The sequence below is a fragment of the Rickettsia endosymbiont of Oedothorax gibbosus genome, from assembly GCF_936269705.1.
In the GTDB taxonomy this organism is placed as follows: Bacteria; Pseudomonadota; Alphaproteobacteria; order Rickettsiales; family Rickettsiaceae; genus Tisiphia.
In genome coordinates this window covers 331,744-349,117 of sequence record NZ_OW370493.1, presented here as the reverse complement: position 1 = coordinate 349,117, position 17,374 = coordinate 331,744, and the positions used below count along the sequence as shown (strand labels likewise).

Here is a 17,374-nt window from a genome sequence, read left to right as displayed (position 1 = left end):
CCAAAATTACTAATCACTTTCAGATTCTTTATTTGGTAAAACAATAACTTTTATGCTATCAAGCCTATTGCCTACTTTTTTGCTAATAGTAATACTTAAATTAAATATTTTTATAGATTCTCCTTGATTAGGAATACGCTCAAGTTCATGGATAATTAAGCCGGCTATGGTATTTGCATTATAATCAGGTAAATTCCAATTTAGTTCTCTATTTACATCTCTTATAGTTACAGATCCGTCAATAATAAACTCCACTTCAGATTTCTTTACAATTGTGTCAATAGGATAATCATGTTCATCGATAATAGGACCAACAATTTCTTCTAAAATGTCTTCTAAAGTAATAATACCTTGTAAATCACCATATTCGTTAACAACACAAGCAAAATGGTTTTTTCTTTCTCTAAAAGCATGAAGTTGATGAGTGACCAAAGCATTATCAGGTATAAACCAAGGCTGACTTATCAATTTCTCGATATTAATTTTTTTTACATCATTATTTTTTTCATAAAGAGCTCGGAGCATATCTCGTATGTGAAGTACACCAATTATGTTGTCCTGAGTGTCTTTCCATAATGGTATTCTTGTATGAGGGCTGGACAATAATGCTTTCCTTACTATCTCCTCTTTAGGCAAATCTATATTGATGGCTACGACATTACTTCGGTGTATCATAATTTCAGATACTGTCATTCTCCTAATATCTAATATACCGCCTAACATATCACGGTCAGATTTATAAACATTACCTTCTTGATGATAATGCTCAATAACTCCCCTAACTTCTTCTGTTCCTGAGATATTTTGTTGCAGATTAATACGAAAAATAAAACAAAACCCTTTAACTATCAATTCAAAGATATAGTTAATTGGTCTCAAAATGTTTAAAAGATATATAATGGCTGGAGAAGTGAATAACGCTAACTGTTCTGCTTTTGTTACAGCAATAGCTTTTGGTATGATTTCACCAAAAATAATTATCAAGAAAGCCATAACCGCTGAAGCTGCGACAGTACCATTATCACCTAGCCAATCGATAAACATACTGGTAGCAATCGTAGTACAGACAGTATTAAATAAGGTGTTGGCAATTAGTAATGTACCAATTACTTTTTCTTTTTCCTTTAGAACTTGTAATACAATCGTGGCACGTTTAATACCTTCTGCCTTAAATTTTTGTATTTTCCCAGGAGAAGAGGCGGTTATAGCCGTTTCAGTGGCTGAGAGTAGTGCGGAACATCCTATCATTAGAACAATAATGATTATCAAAAAAATAGTCATTGATCTTTGTATAAATTTATTTAGTATAAAGATGATTATATTACTAACTGTAAAATTCCCCTAATACTTTTTTATTTGAAATATTGCGGAAGCTATCTACTCCTAAACTCACCTTACGCATGATCTTTTTTACTATAGTCAATTGATGAGGAGTTGGTGACGTCGTCGCTCAATGCTCGCCTATTACTTATAGGCGTCGCTCCATCGCTCCTAGCACCAACTTCTCCTGAATTGACTATATTATAAATATTTTATTCTGTTATAACCTCAGTTTGATGTAAGAGGAAGGTTGAGATTGTTTAATTTTCCAAAAGCTACAGAAATTTTATTAGGCTTAAAAACATAGGCAAGCAGTCCAGCTAATACGTTAGTTTGAAAATTTATAACAGATCTGTGCCTTGTATGGTCTATATGACAAAGGTTTTTTAGTTGATCGTTAATGGTTTCAATAATATACCTTTTATTTAAAAACCGCTTTTTAATAGGATCTATTATTCTTTCTTTCATATTACTTTTAATTTTTGTTATTAGTTCTAAAGCTTGATTAGCAAGGGATTGAGTGAGTTTTTTACTGATATACCCACGATCACCAAAAAGCCAGCCTTGTAATTTATCTACTAAATTTTCTACCACTGCTCTATCATCAACATTTCCTGGAGTTAAAGAAAAACTCATAATCTCTCCGCAACTGTTAATGACAATATGTAGCTTACAACCAAAGAACCACCCAGTGGAAGTCTTACCTCTTTTTGCTATGTCTTTGAATACTTTATGTCTATTAATTCTTAAATTATGGCAAGCAGGAAGTTTAGTAGAGTCGATATAATATTGACCAGTTTGTTTTCCTGATAGGCTTTTTAGCAGTAATACCATGGGCATGAAGCTCATTGGCATTAACTGAACAAAACGACTATAGCTCACAAGTTTTGGAAATTCCTTTCTATAACTTTGACATAGGCAGCATAAATAAAAATCTTTAAAGGTACGGTAGTGACTCAAGTGAAACATTACTATAATAACCTGAGTTTGACGTAAGCACCAAACAAAATGCTAAGCATTATGTAATAACATAAACAAACTGTTGGTGGTGAGCTATGGTAAAAATAAAACCTTCTTTCAAACCAGTTTGTTAGAAAGAATATTTGAAAAGTAAGAAGGGAGGGATTATAAAGTTCTCGAATAATAACAACAAAATTGGAGAATATATTATGATCCCTCTTACGGAGATTTTCTGCTTAATTGATGATTTTTGCAAGCATTTTGATACGGAGCAAAATAAATATATATTACCAAATCCTAACCTTAAGCGTAAAGTAGTTTGCAGTATAGGACTCTCAGAGATTATTACTATTATAGTAATGTTTCACTTGAGTCACTACCGTACCTTTAAAGATTTTTATTTATGCTGCCTATGTCAAAGTCAGAACGCCCTCGCAAAGCGAGGGGCTTGACGGTTATGAGCAGCCCAAAGGGCTGCCATTGTTAATTAAAATTCTCCTGATTCGTCAGAGCCTAAACTATCAAGTTGCTCTTGATTCTTAATGTAGTGTTTGATCTGATTCTCTTCAAATCCTACAGTTGAGACCGCATAACCTCTAGCCCACAACTTTTCTCCATTAAAATTACGTTTTCGTCCACCAAACTGCCTAGCAACGGCTATAGCACTTTTCCCCTTGATATAGCCTATTACTTCAGCTACAGAATATTTAGGAGGAATCTTGATGAGCATATGCACATGATCTTGTACCATATGCCCCTCTATGATCTTGCTCCCACGTTGAAAAGCTAACTCATGGAATACGTTCCCAAGATATTTTCTAACCTTCCCGTACAATTCTTTTTTACGACACTTTGGAATAAACACAATATGATATTTGCAATCCCATTTAGAATGATTTAAACTTTCGTATGTTGTCATATATTTTCTCCTTTGACCGTCAAGCCAAAGAAGTTATATATGATAACTTTTTATTTTATACTAAATCTAAAGGCCAAGCCTTGATGGTCTCACTAGTCAAACTAGTGGCTTACCTATCATTGAGTTATAGAAAGGAATTTCCAAAACTTGTGAGCTATAGTCGTTTTGTTCAGTTAATGCCAATGAGCTTCATGCCCATGGTGTTACTGCTAAAAAGCCTATCAGGAAAACAAACTGGTCAATATTATATTACGTCAGTTCGGGATAAGATATAGATGAAATAGTAATAGATAAAAGGATTGTCAAAAAGGAGTGCCTGCAGTATTTATATTTTTAAACAAAAAAACAAACTACAGGCATGAAAAAAGATATCACAGAATTATATAGTTTTATAGATGATTTTTGTAAAATTTATTTGGAGTATGAACAGAGAAAGTTATTACCATCAAATAAGCAAAGAAATCGCTGTTGTAGCATGAGTCTAAGTGAAATGTTAACAATAATAATTATGTTTCATACATCCTATGCTAAGAATTTTAAATTTTTCTATAAAAGTTATATAGAGTGCATGCATAAGGATGATTTTCCCAAAGCCTTGAGTTATAATAGATTTGTTGAATTAATGGCACGATTATTCATACCGCTAAATATGTTGATTCATTTGTTGTTTGGTGAGGAAACAGGTATTTATTTTATTGACTCTACAACGATTAAAGCTTGTCACAATAAAAGGCGTTATAGCAATAAAGTTTTTAAAGGATTAGCCAAACATAGTAAATCCTCTATGGGGTATTTTTATGGTTTTAAATTACATGTAATAATCAATAATAAAGGGGAGTTTATGGCATTAAAAGTGACCAAAGGCAATGTAGATGATAGGGTTCCAGTACCGGAGTTAACAAAAAGATTAACTGGAATTATAGCAGCTGATAAAGGTTATATTAAGCAAAATTTGTTCTTAAATTTATATGAAAGAGGCTTAAAAATGATTCATGGAATTAAGAAGAATATGGAAAATAAATTAATGGATTTGAAAGAAAAAATCTTACTTCGAAAGCGTAACTTAATTGAAACAGTTTTTGATTATCTAAAAAATAAAATGAACCTTGAACATACTAGACATAGATCACCAATAAATGCCTTTGTCCATATATTATCTACTCTTGTTGCTTACTCATTAAAGAAAAATAAACCTTCAACAAAATTTGATTTTAATCTACATGTTCACAATATCCTTATCCCGAATTGACGTATATCGACTCTACTAAACTTCCTGCTTGCCATAATTTAAGAATTAATAGACATAAAGTATTCAAAGACATAGCAAAAAGAGGTAAGACTTCCACTGGGTGGTTCTTTGGTTGTAAGCTACATATTGTCATTAACAGTTGCGGAGAGATTATGAGTTTTTCTTTAACTCCAGGAAATGTTGATGATAGAGCAGTGGTAGAAAATTTAGTAGATAAATTACAAGGCTGGCTTTTTGGTGATCGTGGGTATATCAGTAAAAAACTCACTCAATCCCTTGCTAATCAAGGTTTAGAACTAATAACAAAAATTAAAAGTAATATGAAAGAAAGAATAATAGATCCTATTAAAAAGCGGTTTTTAAATAAAAGGTATATTATTGAAACCATTAACGATCAACTAAAAAACCTTTGTCATATAGACCATACAAGGCATAGATCTGTTATGAATTTTCAAACTAACGTATTAGCTGGACTGCTTGCCTATGTTTTTAAGCCTAATAAAATTTCTGTAGCTTTTGGAAAATTAAACAATCTCAACCTTCCTCTTACATCAAACTGAGGTTATAATAGTAATAATCTCTGAGAGTCCTATACTGCAAACTACTTTACGCTTACGGTTAGGATTTGGTAATATATATTTATTTTGCTCCGTATCAAAATGCTTGCAAAAATCATCAATTAAGCAGAAAATCTCCGTAAGAGGGATCATAATATATTCTCCAATTTTGTTGTTATTATTCGAGAACTTTATAATCCCTCCCTTCTTACTTTTCAAATATTCTTTCTAACAAACTGGTTTGAAAGAAGGTTTTATTTTTACCATAGCTCACCACCAACAGTTTGTTTATGTTATTACATAATGCTTAGCATTTTGTTTGGTGCTTACGTCAAACTCAGGTTAAATTATCGTGATCATTTAAATCTTCATAACCAAGAGCAATACCATAAATACGCTGTTTGAGCATTGTTAAAATAGTATGAGTAATTTTATCAGAATCTCGCTTATCAGGAAAAATCTTAGCCAGTTCATTAGTTAGACCAAGTCTTTTATCTGCTTCTCTTAGCAATAATACACCTCCATCGCTACTAATATTACCTCCTGTGAAATTTATTTCTATTTGACGATTTTTTACTTTCGATTGGTAAATTAATCCTGTACAATTTGTCATGGCAAAACCCTCTATGTAATCTTCTTTTAACACTGATATTATATAGTATTACAAGGGTTTTGTCTCTATTCTTTCATGCAATATTCAGGTTAGAGAGGCATTAACAAAGCACAATCCTGAGATTTTTAATAGCGATCAAGGGGTGCAGTTTACTAGTAATGATTTTATTAAAGAGTTAAGTTCTAGAGATATAAAAATTAGTATGGATCATAAGGGTAGATGCTTTGATAATATATAGTCAATTGATGAGAAGTTGGTGACGTCGTCACTCGTCGCTCGCCTATTACTTATAGGCGTCGCTCCATCGCTCCTAGCACCAAATTCCCCTGAATTAACTATATATGTTGAGAGGCTTTGGAGAACCTTGAAACAAGAAGCGATATATTACTATAAGCCAAGTAGTATTAGGGAATTAGAAATAGTAATAAAAGATTTTGTTATTTGGTATAATTACCAAAGACGACATCAAAGTTTACAGTATAAAATACCAGCTGAAGTGTATTATAAAATGTAAAAAAAGATATCTGTATTTTATAGATAAAAAAATTAAAAAAACGGATCATTTATAAAAATTTGGTCTAGACAAATGGGTGCAGTATAGAATGGTGCACTCGATTGGATTCGAACCAACGACCTCTGCCTTCGGAGGGCAACGCTCTATCCAGCTGAGCTACGAATGCTTAATTTATTGCTATAGTTAACCAGATCAGCATTAGACCTCTTGCCTAACCTAATCTAATTGGTAATTTTGTTGTCAAAACTCGTCTCCGTTCCTTACGTACATTGTCGTCCGCCGCGGTACTCGACTTCGTTTTTCCTAAAAATTCCTCAATTATCTTTAGGTTATGTAATAGGTCTATTACCCCGCTATTAGTTAGGATGCTTCTCGCAACAACGTCTTACTATGGTATGACGTAATGCTAGTCGAGTTAGCTATATACATTTATCATTAGCTGCATTATATTATAAAAGCTTGGGAAGTGCTACCGAATTTTAAATTTTGTTCACAGAGCCTAGGAGGTTACTTACGATAACTAATTATTTAATGGAGAATTGATAGTTTTGATAGTGATAGCATGTAATTTATTATTATCCAATATTTCTGCTAAAGCTTTTTTTACCATCTTGTGCTGATTAATGAGACTGATTCCCCAAAAAGCATCATCTTGTATTTCTAAGGAATAATGATCCTGATCCCCAGCTAGATCAATGATTTTTATTTTGGCATTTGGAAAACTATAACGTATAATCTGTTCAAGTTCTGTAATAGATATTGCCATTTTTTAAAACTTTTTATGCAGAATATAGCAAAAATTTATAGCCTGCAATAATTAATTCTTTACAAAAAAGCCATCATCTTAGATTCGAAAAAAACAAAAGGGTAATTATGATAAAAAATATTGAACTATTAAAAGAGTTTGTCGTTAAATGTTTAGAAGAAAAAAAAGCAGAAGATATAGTTGTAATAGATATAAAGCAAAAAACCACCTTAGCTGAATATATTATTCTTGCAAGCGGACGTTCAACTAAAAATGTAGGGGCAATTGCTGAATATTTAGCTTTAGAGTTAAAGAATCAAGCTAATATCAGTACTAATATTGAAGGGCTTGGAAAATCTGAATGGGTGTTAATAGACGTTGGAGATATATTAGTGAATATTTTTTACCCAGAAACTAGAGAGCATTTTAAATTAGAAGAGATGTGGGGAAAAAATAAATTTAAAATATTAGATTTTTTACTGAAAACTACTTAGTGTAGTTAAAAAATAATGTATAGTCAATTCAGGAGAAATTGGGATAGGAACGATGGAGCAATGCCTATAAGTAATAGGCAAGCATTGAGCGACAACGTCCCCAACTTCTCATCAATTGACTATATATAAATAACTTCTGAAGAAAAGGTATAAATGGAAGAACATATTCTTATCAATATTATAATTTTAATAGGAACTGCTGTATTTGTTGTAGCAATACTGAAACGTCTTAATCTCAGTCCTGTTTTGGGGTATTTAATTGCCGGAGCGGTAATTGGTGATAATGGATTCAGGATTGTAACCTATGATCAGACAAAATTATTAGGAGAATTCGGAGTAGTTTTTTTGCTTTTTGCTATAGGTTTGGAATTATCTTTTGAAAGATTAAAGATAATGAGGAGGTATGTATTTGGTCTTGGCTCACTGCAAGTATTAACAACCGCTATAATAATTGCTGCTGCTGTTGCTCTAATTAGCGGTAATAGTGGTGCTGCAATTATTATTGGGGGTGGTCTTGCTTTATCCTCGACGGCACTTGTCATGCAAGTTATTGAAGAAAGCCGTAGCCAGGCGACTCAATTGGGTCGTATATCCCTAGCTATTTTGTTATTACAAGACCTAGCAGTTGTACCACTGCTAGGTCTTGTACCGCTATTTGCTAGCGATAGTAAAGTTTCTTTAGTATCAGCTCTAGGGATAGCTTTGCTTAAGGCTATTATAGCTCTATTTGCTATATTTGTTGCAGGGAGGGTATTTCTAAGACCTTTGTTTGGGTTCATTTCATCAGAAAATGGTGATATAAACGAGCTGCCAATTTCCATGACTTTATTGGTAGTTTTGTCAGCTGCTTGGGCAACAGAATATTTTGGTCTATCACTTGCTTTAGGAGCTTTTGTTGCGGGGGTTTTGGTTGCAGAAACAGATTTTCGATTGCAAGCGGAAGAAAGTATATATCCTTTCAAAAGCTTATTGTTAGGACTATTCTTTATGAGCGTTGGTATGAATATTGACGCACAAGAAATATACGCTCAAATATCAACTATCCTAACTTGCACTGTTGCCTTGATCATGGTAAAAACATTAATTATTACCGCCTTTTGTATCTTATTTGGTTTCAATCGGGGAGTGGCATTGCATGCCGGTTTATTATTATCACAAGGTGGGGAGTTTGCTTTTATCTTGTTTGGTCTTGGTAAAGAAACTGGGGTTATTGAAGAGAGTACTGCCAATGTGCTTTTATTAGTGGTGACATGTACCATGGCATTAACTCCATTACTAGCAATTTTAGGTAGGAAACTTGCTGAAAAACTTGATAAGCAGCTTGGCAAAACTCCAATACAAATTATAGAACTGGGGGCAAGAGATTTAACAAACCATATAATAATTGCTGGTTTTGGTAGTGTTGGTAAGATGGTGGCATTGGTGCTAGAAGCTGAAGGAATCAACTATATAGCATTAGATGTTAATGACGAGATTGTCAAAGAAGAAACAGCTAATGGATTTCCAGTTTTTAGGGGAGATGTATCACAAATTGATACGCTAAAAGCCGTCGGAGCAGAAAGGATTTTAGCTCTAGTGCTTACAATGAATAATAAGGTTACTATCAAAAAATCTCTTCGAACGATCTCAAGTAATTTTCCAGATCTTGAGGTTATTGTAAGATTAAAAAATCTACAAAATGCTAGAGAATTTTATGATGCTGGGGCAACCACAATTATCCCAGGAAATTACGAAACTGGTTTGCAACTCGGTGGAACAATTTTAAAGTTTATTGGTTTGAGTGAATATGAAATAAATCGTATCAAAGGGCAATTTAGATCAGGTAATTATGTAATAGCTAAACGAGATGATGCATTGCACGAATTGGAAGAAAATGACTCAGAGAAATACTAGGTGTGTTACTCATGGCGATCAAATTACTGCTACTATTACAACAAAAACTATATATGGGGCTATATATTTGGATTGGGCTTATTTTAGCCACTATACCTTTGCTAACAAATGCCGATGATCAAAGGTTACCTGTACCTAGATTTGCCTCGATAAAGGCTAATGAGGTAAATGCTAGAGTTGGTCCTACGATAAGAGCCCCTATAGAATGGGTGTTTATCAAAAAAGGGGAACCTGTAGAAATTATTACAGAGTATGAACAATGGAGGCAAATTCAGGACATAAAAGGAGAAGGGGGATGGGTGCATTCCAGCATATTATCCGGTAAAAGATCGGTAATTGTGGTAAGCCCAGAGTTGGCAGCACTTACTAAAGTGCCTGATGATCAAAATAAAATTATTGCAAAAGTAAGTAATCAAGTTCGTTGCTTACTTAATAAATGCAAAAAAGATCATTGCCAAGTACGTTGTAAAAATTATACTGGGTGGCTACCTAAGAAAATATTGTGGGGAGTCTATAAGGATGAATATTAATAAAACTTTAATTTTCTAGAATATGACACAAGAAGCAATTAAAATACCTGAAATACAGGAAAAGAATTATAGTTTTAGTGAATTTGTGAATAAATTAAGGTGGTCCCCTTTGTCTAGACAAAAATTTAGATAAATAGAGATATAATTCACAAAAATTAAATTGTTGTTTTTATACAATATTTTTTTCAAAATATACACATTCTGGAGTTTTATAATCCAAAGCTTGATGCATCCTTTGTCTATTATAAAAGTCCATATATTCGTTAATTGCTGTCTTTGCCTCCTTTACTGTTGTTAAAATAATCCGATAAATTTTTTCCTGTTTTAATGATCGCCAAAAACGTTCAATAAAAATATTATCTAAGGCTCGTCCCTTACCATCCATACTAATCAAGATATTATGTAGCTTTAGCATACTAATAAAATTCTCCGAGGTAAATTGTACTCCTTGATCAGTATTAAATATTTTTGGCATACCATATTTTTCTATAGCGTCTTCAAGGGCTGTTACACAAAATTCACTTTCCAAACTAATGGAGATTCGCCAACTTAGAATATAACGACTATACCAGTCAATAATAGCTACTAAATATACGAACCCTTGGCTCAGTCTTATATACGTTATATCTGCACTCCAAACCTGGTTTGGCAATACTATTTCTAATCCTTTTAGTAAATAAGGATATATTTTATGCGCTTGATTCCTCTTGCTTAAATTTATTTTAGGATAAACAGCTTCAAGACCCATTATCTTGTAGTAACGTCTAACAGCTTTACGACCTACCAAAAAACCTTGGGCTTGTAAATATTTAGCCATCCGCCGCATACCATAATATGGATGCATAGTATAGGTCTCATCAATTATTGCCATAATCTTGATATCTTGTTCACTAATACCAGTAGGTTGATAGTAATAGGTTGACCTGCTAATATCCAATAACTTACACTGTTGTACAATTGTTAACTTATTATGATTAGGCTCTATCATATTACACCTAACCTTTAATTCCAAACAATGCAGATTTTTTTTTGAGCCAGTCACACTCAACGCTTAACTGACCAATTTGCTCATATAGATTCTTGATTAACCCCTGCTGATTTGGATCAGCACTCTGTGTTTTATTCTTAAAACCTTGTACTAACAACTCAAGACCTTGTTTTTTCCAGTTACTGATCTGTGTTGCATGAACACCATACTTACTGGTTATCTGGGCTATTGTTAGCTCTCCCTTAATTGCTTCTATGACAATTTTGGCTTTCTCCTCAGCACTATATTGCCTTACTTGTTTTTTCATCTCTAGCTCTCCTTGTTTGCTAAAGAATTCTATCTCATTTTTCTGTCCAAAATATTGGAACCATTATACATATAAATTTCGTTGGAGTGTTGAACGACTATTTTTGCACCTAAAAAGCGGTGGTTTTGATATTGAAAAAAGTCACATTGTAAAATTGGATAGATTTGAAAAATTATTAGTGATAACTGCTATTGCTTCAGCTTTAATAGTCAAAAATGGAATAATACAAAATGCCTTAAATCCCATCCGAATAAAACGGTACAAAACCATTGAAAGACAATTGTTTTCATTATTTACCTATGGCTTTGATCATATCAAAAATGCTTTTTATCAATCTACAACAGCCATAACGCAGCTAATATCCACATTATTAATACCTCCCAAACAAAAACTTTTTTCTATCCTAATACCATCTTTACAAAAATTGTAGGGTACTATGATTACTTATAGGCGTCGCTCCATCGCTCCTAGCATCAACTTCTCCTGAATTAACTATAGGAGCGATGGAACACATAAGCGTCAGTTTAAGAAAACAATAATTGAAAAACCGTCATTGCGAGGAGGTCGCCAGACCGACGAAGCAATCCTTTCTATTCACTTTTTCTTGGATTGCCGCGTCGCCGCTTTTAGCTGCTCCTCGCAATGATGGCTTGAGGACATATTTATGTTCATACAATCTTTAGTTGTAATTTTCTAACTTTCAACAGTTGTGCCTAAGAGACCTGAGCTATTTGATATTCTAGTGCCACTTCCTTACCGCGAAACGCTATAGCAATTTTGATGATTTTCTGAACATGGGAGTATTCTTTTATTTTAGCCTCATATTGTTTTTTTGCTATTTGATCTAGCCCTTCTTTGGCAACAGATTCTAAAATATCAGCAGACTTGCATATTTTATATTCAATAATAATGGCATTGTCTTGCTTTCCAGCTCTAGGTATCAACATAATATCAGCCCTACTGCTACCAGTCTCTCTTTCGCTGTCTATTATGTAGTCGGAAGCTAAAGTATTAATCAAACCTAGCATAAAACCACTATAAAATAGCTCGGCTTTTTTCTCGCCAGTTTGGTAAAAACTAGTAGCATTGAGTAATAATTCTTGCAATCTTTCTTTAAATTGTTCTATTTTACCTGCCGGCAGCAAAGTAGCAAAAGAATAATATCGAGAGTGATCGATTTGTAACTGATCAGTTACCCATTGGAGCATTCTGGCATTATATATATATCGTACCTCTTTATTTGGTACCGACAATTCGTAAATATCTTCTTCTGGTTTTTTAGCAACAGGGTTTAAATAACCGCTAAATAACAACAAGCTAAATAATCCTACTGGTTTGTTGATATCAGCAAAACTAATTTGTTTGACAATCGGTGAGATAATAGCCTTTCCGGCAGCTAAGCTCTGTAAATCTTCCTGCATTCCATCTGACAATAATGCTTTATCAACAAGACCCGTCCCCCCACTATCAAGCCAATAATGGTCAAGCTTGCCTTTATGAGCCAAACATTGCATAATCGACCATGGATTATAGATGATCTCCCCACCAAAATTATAACCATTATACCAAGCTTTAATTTGTTCAGGATTAGTTGCTGTTGGCACTTTAGTCAGAACGCCCTCGCAAAGCGAGGGGCTTGACGGTTATGAGCAGCCCAAAGGGCTGCCATTGTTAATTAAAATTCTCCTGATTCGTCAGAGCCTAAACTATCAAGTTGCTCTTGATTCTTAATGTAGTGTTTGATCTGATTCTCTTCAAATCCTACAGTTGAGACCGCATAACCTCTAGCCCACAACTTTTCTCCATTAAAATTACGTTTTCGTCCACCAAACTGCCTAGCAACGGCTATAGCACTTTTCCCCTTGATATAGCCTATTACTTCAGCTACAGAATATTTAGGAGGAATCTTGATGAGCATATGCACATGATCTTGTACCATATGCCCCTCTATGATCTTGCTCCCACGTTGAAAAGCTAACTCATGGAATACGTTCCCAAGATATTTTCTAACCTTCCCGTACAATTCTTTTTTACGACACTTTGGAATAAACACAATATGATATTTGCAATCCCATTTAGAATGATTTAAACTTTCGTATGTTGTCATATATTTTCTCCTTTGACCGTCAAGCCAAAGAAGTTATATATGATAACTTTTTATTTTATACTAAATCTAAAGGCCAAGCCTTGATGGTCTCACTAGTCAAACTAGTGGCTTACCTATCATTGAGTTAATAACTCATCAACTTCTGCTTGAGTAAAACCATAGAACTTAGAATATTTTTCATCAAGCAAGCTATACTCACTAACATTATTCAAATCCGAAAATAAATTAGCTTTAGCAACTCGTAATATGCCGGTTATTACCCCTTTCTCTAAATAAGGATTAGTTTTTAAACTACTGCCAAACATTCCGCGAAACATTTCAAGTACCTGTTCAAACTCTTCTGGCTTGTTACCAAATTTAATATACGAACTATTGATCGGCGTATCGTATTCATCGATCAATATGTAAACTTTTTGACCAAAATGTTTGTACAGTACTTCACTCAAAACCCGTAAACTATCTTTTAAATCGTTCTTCTCAAGTTTCCCATCAAAATATCTCCTTAGTTTTTCTTTTTGGGCATTATTTAATAGTCCTGTATCTTCTGTTACATGATGATTTAAGTAATGATGATTTGCAAATAATTCTATCACCTGATCCTTAATACCTAGTTCTATTTCCTGATAACTACTGCCTTTTACATCTTTAAGATTTAGTAAAATCACCGGAAATTGACCTTGATGCTCAGATATTACATCTGTGTGCTGAGCTATTTTCAATTTCTTAAGTAACTTCTTTCTACCTGTTACCAGTCCTAAATCTACCTCACCCCCGATAAATAGCTTGTTATTTACTCTATCCTCTTCAGGTAAAGGCATACCTCTCTCATCCACCTCTATCTCAAAAAATTTCTGGAGCATGTTCATATTCAAGCTCTTACCCCAACGCCTTGGTCTGGTGATCAGGATGACTTCACCACTATCTTCCAGTAACTCTTTGATCATTAGGCTTTTATCAACAAATACATCACTATTTAGCAATAACGTCTCAAAATTATCGGTACCTATCCTCATTCTCGGCGGTTTATTGTTATCTTTAACAATATTAGTTTCTTTGGTTGAAATATTATCAAAAAATTCTACTGTCATATTAGCAATATATTATAAACTTTATTAAGTAAATAATAACACAAACAAGCTAGCCTAGCTAGTAGATTACAGAAAATAAATTACATCGCATGCAGGGTTTTTAAATTGTTGCACCATTAATTTAAACTACAATAGTGAGCCAATTCAGAAGAAGATTTAAATTTTAAACATCTAAATTAATTACATTCAAGGCATTTGCTTGAATAAATTGTCTTCTAGGTTCAACAATATCTCCCATTAATGTTGAAAAAATTACTTCAGCACTATCTTGTTCATGTACTTTAACTTGCAGTAAAGTTCTTCTTTCAGGGTCTAATGTTGTCTCTCCTAACTGATCAGAATTCATTTCTCCAAGACCTTTGAAACGCTGAATAGCTATACCTTTTTTTCCGCTTTCCAATATATAATTCAGCAGCATACTAGGCAGTGTAATAATATATTCCTGGTTTTTAATTAATAACTTTGTTGGCTCAATAAATAAATCTGCAAGCGGAGTAAATGATTTGGCTAGCTGAGTAAACTCAAAAGATTCAAGCTGTTCTTTTGATAAAATTTTACTTTCTTTTTGTCCTCGAACAAAGCGGAAAAATTCTATTTTATTGGTGCTAACTACAAATTGCCAATCTGTTTTATCAGGTGATATATCATCAAGATTTAAAATATTCAAAGCCTGGTTTATTTCATTTGTCTTATCTGCCGCAAATATTTGATTACCTAACAAGTCTTTGATAGCTAAACATTCTGCAATTTGCCGATTAAATTTTTTGCCAACTTGATCAAGTAATGTAACGAACCGGATAGCTTTCTTGATTATCTCCTCAAGATCAGAACCACTGATCTTTCGTCCATCATACAACATAATTGTTGCATCACTAATAGTATTTTTTACTAAATAATCTTGCAAAGCTTGTTCATTTTTCAAATAAAAATTGTTATTGCCTTTTTTTACCTTATATAAAGGCGGCTGAGCTATATATAAATATCCTTTATCAATTAATTGCCGCATATGCCGGTAGAAGAAAGTAAGCAATAAAGTTCTGATGTGCGAACCATCAACATCAGCATCAGTCATAATAATTATTTTATGATATCTTAGTTTATCTAAAGAAAAATCTTCATTACCAATAGCTGTCCCAAGAGCTGTTATTAACGTTCCTACTTGCTCAGAATTTAACATTTTATCAAATCTAGCTCTTTCAACATTCAGGATTTTACCTCGTAATGGTAAAATTGCTTGGAACTTTCTGTCTCTACCCTGCTTTGCTGTACCACCAGCCGAATCTCCTTCAACAATAAATAACTCCGAAAGAGCCGGGTCTTTTTCTTGACAATCAGCAAGTTTTCCAGGCAAGTTTGAAATTTCAAGGGCTGATTTTCGACGAGTTAATTCCCTTGCTCTTTTGGCTGCTTCTCTAGCAGTTGCCGCTTCAATAATTTTATTAATAATTATTTTTGCGTCACTAGGATGCTCTTCAAACCATTCTAAAACCTTAGTATATACAGCATTTTCTACGATAGGACGGACTTCAGAACTAACTAATTTATCTTTAGTTTGTGATGAAAATTTGGGGTCAGGTACTTTTACTGATAAAATACATGACAATCCTTCTCTAGTATCATCCCCTGTGAAGTTTACTTTACTTTTTTTATTGAGTCCAATATTCTCGGTATAAGTTGTGATAACTCTGGTAAGAGCTGCTTTAAAGGCAATAAGATGCGTACCGCCATCACGTTGTCTTATATTATTAGTAAAACATAAAATATTTTCATGATATGAATCATTCCAATTCATTGCCAATTCAAAAGTAACCCCTGTTGCCTGATTATTAGTATTGAGTGATATACATTTATGTAATGAAGTTTTAGCTTTATCTATATATTTGACATAAGCTTCTACACCACCAGTAAAGCAAAATTCTACTTCTTGCTGTTCAGCAAAACGGTGATCCTTTAATAATATCCTAACACCAGAATTTAAAAATGCTAGTTCTCTAAGTCTATGCTCTACAGTAGCAAAATTAAACTCTATCATGCTAAAAGTAGTAATAGATGGGAAAAAAGTAATCTCTGTACCGCTTTTTTCTACTGACTCCCCTTTTAGTGTGAGTGATGTTTCAGTAGCTCCATCTCTAAATTTTATAAAATATTCCTTATTATCTCGCCAAATTCTAAGTTCTAACCACTCTGATAGGGCATTTACCACAGATACACCAACACCATGCAACCCACCAGATATTTTATAAGAGTTTTGGTCAAATTTACCTCCAGCATGCAATTGGGTCATAATAACCTCAGCTGCTGATATACCTTCTTCTTCGTGGATATCAACAGGTATCCCACGTCCATTATCACGCACTGTTACAGAGCCGTTGGCATTTAGGATTACTCTAATTAGATCACAGTGACCAGCTAAGGCTTCATCGATGGCATTATCAACCACCTCGTAAATCATATGATGTAATCCTGAACCATCGTCAGTATCACCAATATACATACCAGGTCTTTTCTTAACTGCCTCAAGACCTTTTAAAACTTTGATGGAGTCAGCCCCGTATTCTAATTCTGCTATTGATTTTTGTTGATTATCTGACATATCCTACATTAAATAAAAGATAAAAGATAACTATACAGCAAAATTACAGCAAGTGTATATTTTTCAAGTAGTTTATTAACAAATATTATTTTACTAAAAATATTTATTGTTTATTATCAGTCTAATGTTAAATTATCTTATAGAACTAACCTTATTATATCAATTTAGGGGAATTTGGTGCTAGGCTCTGTGAACAAAATTTTAATTGTTTAGATTTTGTTCACAGAGCCTAGGAACGATGGAGCGACGCCTATAAGTAATAGGCGAGCATTGAGCGACGACGTCACCAACTTCTCATCAATTGACTATATAAGGTAAAGCGGGTTTTAGATAGCTTTTCCGCTATTAGCGAGACCACGCAAGTAGGTCGTGGCAATCCATTTTTGGTTACTTTTGCGGATTGCTTCGTCGACCTAAGGTCTTTCTCGCAATGACGTTTACCATATACGACTTTTAAACTACCTGGTCTAAAACTGCTTCCTTTTCTAACTTTCAAC

The 17,374-nt window shown here is 33.6% G+C and carries 15 protein-coding genes, 1 tRNA gene and 7 pseudogenes; 10 read left to right on the top strand and 13 right to left on the bottom strand.

Annotation, left to right across the window (positions count from 1 at the left end):
* Positions 1–9: 9 nt before the first annotated feature.
* Positions 10–1,281 (bottom strand): HlyC/CorC family transporter, encoded by a 1,272-nt coding sequence (locus NBW66_RS01890; protein ID WP_250311585.1) that lies wholly within the window; start codon positions 1,279–1,281, stop codon positions 10–12.
* Positions 1,282–1,548: 267 nt separating this feature from the next.
* Positions 1,549–2,301: pseudogene (locus tag NBW66_RS01885) on the bottom strand (IS982 family transposase); the annotation flags it as partial.
* 188 nt (positions 2,302–2,489) lie between these two features.
* On the opposite strand from NBW66_RS01885, the pseudogene NBW66_RS01880 reads away from it, so the two are divergent.
* Positions 2,490–2,702 (top strand): annotated as a pseudogene (locus NBW66_RS01880) (IS982 family transposase); the annotation flags it as partial.
* Between the two features lie 65 nt (positions 2,703–2,767).
* Here NBW66_RS01880 and tnpA (NBW66_RS01875) read toward each other — a convergent pair.
* Complete coding sequence (gene tnpA / locus NBW66_RS01875; RefSeq protein ID WP_250310729.1) at positions 2,768–3,199, bottom strand: IS200/IS605 family transposase; 432 nt, start codon at positions 3,197–3,199, stop codon at positions 2,768–2,770.
* A 113-nt stretch (positions 3,200–3,312) separates the two neighbouring features.
* On the opposite strand from tnpA (NBW66_RS01875), the pseudogene NBW66_RS15185 reads away from it, so the two are divergent.
* From NBW66_RS15185 to NBW66_RS01860, 3 genes and pseudogenes are all read left to right on the top strand, one after another.
* Positions 3,313–3,462 (top strand): annotated as a pseudogene (locus tag NBW66_RS15185) (IS982 family transposase); the annotation flags it as partial.
* 95 nt (positions 3,463–3,557) lie between these two features.
* On the top strand, positions 3,558–4,448 hold the full coding sequence (locus NBW66_RS01865) for an IS982 family transposase (RefSeq protein WP_250310582.1): 891 nt from the start codon (positions 3,558–3,560) through the stop codon (positions 4,446–4,448).
* 2 nt (positions 4,449–4,450) lie between these two features.
* A pseudogene (locus NBW66_RS01860) lies at positions 4,451–5,008 on the top strand (IS982 family transposase); the annotation flags it as partial.
* 3 nt (positions 5,009–5,011) lie between these two features.
* On the opposite strand, the pseudogene NBW66_RS01855 reads toward NBW66_RS01860, so the two are convergent.
* Both NBW66_RS01855 and NBW66_RS01850 read right to left on the bottom strand, forming a co-directional pair.
* A pseudogene (locus tag NBW66_RS01855) lies at positions 5,012–5,158 on the bottom strand (IS982 family transposase); the annotation flags it as partial.
* Between the two features lie 184 nt (positions 5,159–5,342).
* Positions 5,343–5,651 (bottom strand): transposase, encoded by a 309-nt coding sequence (locus NBW66_RS01850; protein ID WP_250311580.1) that lies wholly within the window; start codon positions 5,649–5,651, stop codon positions 5,343–5,345.
* A 55-nt stretch (positions 5,652–5,706) separates the two neighbouring features.
* Between NBW66_RS01850 and NBW66_RS01845 the strand changes: the two are divergent.
* Positions 5,707–5,850, top strand: a pseudogene (locus tag NBW66_RS01845) (IS3-like element ISWpi17 family transposase); the annotation flags it as partial.
* A 105-nt stretch (positions 5,851–5,955) separates the two neighbouring features.
* Positions 5,956–6,132: pseudogene (locus NBW66_RS01835) on the top strand (integrase core domain-containing protein); the annotation flags it as partial.
* Positions 6,133–6,221: 89 nt separating this feature from the next.
* On the opposite strand, the gene NBW66_RS01830 reads toward NBW66_RS01835, so the two are convergent.
* Together NBW66_RS01830 and NBW66_RS01825 are read right to left on the bottom strand one after the other, a co-directional pair.
* Positions 6,222–6,298 (bottom strand) — tRNA-Arg (locus tag NBW66_RS01830).
* A gap of 354 nt (positions 6,299–6,652) precedes the next feature.
* Complete coding sequence (locus NBW66_RS01825; protein WP_250311579.1) at positions 6,653–6,898, bottom strand: BolA/IbaG family iron-sulfur metabolism protein; 246 nt, start codon at positions 6,896–6,898, stop codon at positions 6,653–6,655.
* 107 nt (positions 6,899–7,005) lie between these two features.
* Between NBW66_RS01825 and rsfS the strand changes: the two genes are divergently transcribed.
* The 3 genes from rsfS to NBW66_RS01810 all read left to right on the top strand — a co-directional run bounded on the left by rsfS (position 7,006) and on the right by NBW66_RS01810 (position 9,794).
* Positions 7,006–7,371: a ribosome silencing factor gene (rsfS, locus tag NBW66_RS01820; protein WP_250311578.1), complete on the top strand. Its 366-nt coding sequence runs from the start codon at positions 7,006–7,008 to the stop codon at positions 7,369–7,371.
* 153 nt (positions 7,372–7,524) lie between these two features.
* On the top strand, positions 7,525–9,264 hold the full coding sequence (locus NBW66_RS01815; protein ID WP_250311577.1) for a cation:proton antiporter domain-containing protein: 1,740 nt from the start codon (positions 7,525–7,527) through the stop codon (positions 9,262–9,264).
* A gap of 11 nt (positions 9,265–9,275) precedes the next feature.
* Positions 9,276–9,794 (top strand): SH3 domain-containing protein, encoded by a 519-nt coding sequence (locus NBW66_RS01810; RefSeq protein WP_250311576.1) that lies wholly within the window; start codon positions 9,276–9,278, stop codon positions 9,792–9,794.
* Between the two features lie 169 nt (positions 9,795–9,963).
* On the opposite strand, the gene NBW66_RS01805 is transcribed toward NBW66_RS01810, so the two are convergent.
* Positions 9,964–10,782, bottom strand: coding sequence for an IS3 family transposase (locus NBW66_RS01805; RefSeq protein ID WP_250311575.1), 819 nt, complete (start codon positions 10,780–10,782; stop codon positions 9,964–9,966).
* Positions 10,783–10,789: 7 nt separating this feature from the next.
* Positions 10,790–11,089 carry a transposase gene (locus NBW66_RS01800; protein WP_094649795.1) on the bottom strand — a complete coding sequence of 100 codons (300 nt, stop codon included), beginning with the start codon at positions 11,087–11,089 and terminating at the stop codon, positions 10,790–10,792.
* 16 nt (positions 11,090–11,105) lie between these two features.
* On the opposite strand from NBW66_RS01800, the gene NBW66_RS01795 reads away from it, so the two are divergent.
* Positions 11,106–11,519, top strand: coding sequence for a hypothetical protein (locus NBW66_RS01795; protein ID WP_250311574.1), 414 nt, complete (start codon positions 11,106–11,108; stop codon positions 11,517–11,519).
* A 283-nt stretch (positions 11,520–11,802) separates the two neighbouring features.
* Here NBW66_RS01795 and NBW66_RS01790 read toward each other — a convergent pair whose 3' ends face one another.
* The 4 genes from NBW66_RS01790 to gyrB form a co-directional block, all read right to left on the bottom strand.
* A complete protein-coding gene (locus NBW66_RS01790; protein WP_250311573.1) occupies positions 11,803–12,693 on the bottom strand; it encodes a PD-(D/E)XK nuclease domain-containing protein in 891 nt (296 codons plus the stop codon).
* 71 nt (positions 12,694–12,764) lie between these two features.
* Positions 12,765–13,196, bottom strand: a complete 432-nt coding sequence (gene tnpA / locus NBW66_RS01785; protein WP_250310729.1) for an IS200/IS605 family transposase — start codon at positions 13,194–13,196, stop codon at positions 12,765–12,767.
* Positions 13,197–13,312: 116 nt separating this feature from the next.
* Complete coding sequence (locus tag NBW66_RS01780; RefSeq protein WP_250311572.1) at positions 13,313–14,284, bottom strand: AAA family ATPase; 972 nt, start codon at positions 14,282–14,284, stop codon at positions 13,313–13,315.
* A gap of 163 nt (positions 14,285–14,447) precedes the next feature.
* Complete coding sequence (gene gyrB, locus NBW66_RS01775; RefSeq protein ID WP_250311571.1) at positions 14,448–16,877, bottom strand: DNA topoisomerase (ATP-hydrolyzing) subunit B; 2,430 nt, start codon at positions 16,875–16,877, stop codon at positions 14,448–14,450.
* Between the last annotated feature and the right edge of the window lie 497 nt (positions 16,878–17,374).